A 2,556-nucleotide genomic window follows, 5' to 3' on the forward strand; every position below is an offset into this window, starting at 1 on the left:
CCCTCCTCAAGCTCCCATTTTTGCCAAGTTGGCCGACCCCCTCGCAAATGGCTCTTGCATCCCTTGCCCTGACTGGGTTTTAATGGACGCTGTCCTCACTCTGTGGGGATCCCTATAAGTTGGAAACCCCCTCTTGGTTGGGCGGAATCAGCCACCGTGTTATGTCCCCACTCTGTGGGGATCCCTATAAATTGGAAACTTATCCCGAGCCAGGACATCAGCGCTGCACTGGCAACTTCATAGGATTTCATCATGAGCGTTGAACCTACATCCCTTCAAACGTCGGATACAGCGTTGCGTAGCGCTGTGCTCTTCGTGACCCTGGCAAACCTCGCCTATTTTGGGATCGAATTCGCCGTAGCACTCGCAATTGGATCAGTGGCGCTGTTTGCTGACAGTATCGACTTCCTCGAAGATACGGTGCTCAACCTGCTTATTCTTGTCGGTCTGAGTTGGTCAACTGTCTGGCGCGGACGGCTGGGGATGATCCTTGCCGCCCTTCTCTTGATCCCTGGCCTGGCGACAATTCAGACGGCATGGGAGAAATTTCTGCATCCCACTCCGCCTGACCCAACGTGGCTGGCTGTAGCAGGGGCGGGCGCCCTGGTCATCAACCTGACCTGTGCGCTGGTGCTTACCCGTTATCGGAAGCATCGCGGGAGTCTGGCAAAGGCCGCTTTTCTTTCGGCACGAAATGATGCGCTGGCGAACATCGCCATTGTCGTGGCAGGGCTTCTGACCGCTGTCATTCTTTCGGGATGGCCTGACCTCATCGTGGGATTGGGAATCCTGGCAATGAATGCCGATGCGGCGCGACAGGTCTGGATTGCGGCGCGACGTGAGGTCCGTACTGAGAAGTGATACTAATGTGCGATCGGTCAGCTCCCCACTCTCTGGGGATCCCTATAAGCTGGAAAAAATTGGAAACATGAAAGTGGTGCGGCTGGCGGTAATTGACTACGATGCTGGGAATCTGCATTCTGCCTGCAAAGGGCTAGAACATGCCGGGGCAGAAGTGCATCTGATCGATCATCCAGTTGGGCTGGAGAATTTTGATGCTGTGGTTTTGCCTGGAGATGGAGCCTTTGACCCTGCCATGCAACAGCTGCAAGAGCGGGGCTTTGTGGAGCCGATTCGGGAAGTGGTGCGGCGGCAGCAGCCTTTTCTGGGCATTTGCATCGGTTTGCAAGTATTGTTTGAAGACAGTGAAGAAGGTCGGGCAGCCGGTTTAGGAATTGTTCCTGGCCACGTTAAGCGCTTCCAGCCAGAACCTGGCTTACGCATCCCCCACATGGGCTGGAACCAGCTACACCTCACCCAACCTAACTCTCCGCTGTGGGCAGGGATCCCTGAGAATACCTGGGTCTACTTTGTCCACTCCTATCACGTTGTGCCTGAGGATCCGAGCTGGGTAGCGGCAACTGTTCAACATGGCACCCAGATCGTTGTGGCTGCCATTGCCCGCGGAAGCCTATGGGCCACCCAGTTTCATCCAGAAAAATCTGGCTCCTATGGCTTGAAGATGCTGCAAAACTTTGTCACCTTTGTTGCCCAACGGGATCCCCTGACTGGCCTTACCTCTGTTCAAAGGGCCTGATTTCCTATGAACTACTGGCTGATGAAGTCCGAGCCTAGTGTCTATAGCATTTGGGATCTACAACGGGAGGGACAAACCCTGTGGGATGGTGTGCGGAACTATCAAGCTCGTAACTACCTCAAAGCAATGCAGCCGGGGGATCGTGCCTTTTTCTACCATTCCAATGCCGATCCACCTGGAATTGCTGGTTTGATGCAGATTGTGGAAACTCAGGTGGTGGATCCCAGCCAGTTTGATGCTACTAGCCCCTACTACGATCCCAAATCCAGACCCGGGGATCCCCGTTGGTATACGGTGCGGGTGGAGTTTGTAGCAGTTCTGGAACGCTTTCTTTCTTTGGCGGAGTTACGAGAGATTTTTAGCTCTGAGGAGCTAGAAGTGGTGCGAAGGGGCACACGACTGTCTGTAGTGCCAGTTTCTCAAGAGGTAGCAGAGCGGGTGTTGGCACTAACAACAGCTTCCGCCGGCCTCTATGGTGATATAAAGAAACGATAACGGGTAAGGCTTCAAGTCTTCTCAGGCCTGTGAAATCCAAATCCACTGTGGCTTTCGTTCAACGACTGAGCAAAGCGGTCAACCATGGCACCAATGGCTAACTTTGAGGAATCGTTGGAGGTAGCTGAGCTGCTTGCTCGTTACGCAGCCGGGGAGCGCTATTTTCGCAGTGTTAATCTCTCAGGCGCCAACCTCATGGAAGCCCATCTAATCGGTATCGACCTGAGCCAAGCTCGTCTGTGTGGGGCCAACTGTAGCAAGTCCAACCTAAAGGATGCCGATTTAAGTGGGGCCGACCTTCTGGCTGCCTATTTCAGCTTTGCCAACCTGAGTGGAGCCAACTTGAGCAAGGCCAATCTCTACGCCAGCAACTTCAGCAAAGCCGATTTGCGGGGGACAAACCTGGCCGGAGCGCTGATGCAGGAATCCGATCTGAGTGGGGCGAATTTAAGTGGAGCGAATTT

At 54.1% G+C, this 2,556-nt stretch carries 4 protein-coding genes; all 4 read left to right on the plus strand.

Annotated features, from left to right (window positions below):
* Window positions 1-252: 252 nt before the first annotated feature.
* Complete coding sequence (locus Q0711_RS06350; RefSeq protein ID WP_299041985.1) at window positions 253-861, plus strand: cation transporter; 609 nt, start codon at window positions 253-255, stop codon at window positions 859-861.
* A gap of 67 nt (window positions 862-928) precedes the next feature.
* On the plus strand, window positions 929-1,597 hold the full coding sequence (hisH, locus tag Q0711_RS06355) for an imidazole glycerol phosphate synthase subunit HisH (RefSeq protein WP_366519095.1): 669 nt from the start codon (window positions 929-931) through the stop codon (window positions 1,595-1,597).
* Between the two features lie 6 nt (window positions 1,598-1,603).
* Window positions 1,604-2,092, plus strand: coding sequence for an EVE domain-containing protein (locus Q0711_RS06360; RefSeq protein WP_299041988.1), 489 nt, complete (start codon window positions 1,604-1,606; stop codon window positions 2,090-2,092).
* Between the two features lie 84 nt (window positions 2,093-2,176).
* Window positions 2,177-2,556, plus strand: a 380-nt coding sequence (locus tag Q0711_RS06365) for a pentapeptide repeat-containing protein (protein ID WP_299041991.1), incomplete at its 3' end; no start/stop codon positions are given.

The organism is uncultured Thermosynechococcus sp. (genome assembly GCF_937958135.1).
In the GTDB taxonomy this organism is placed as follows: Bacteria; Cyanobacteriota; Cyanobacteriia; order Thermosynechococcales; family Thermosynechococcaceae; genus Thermosynechococcus.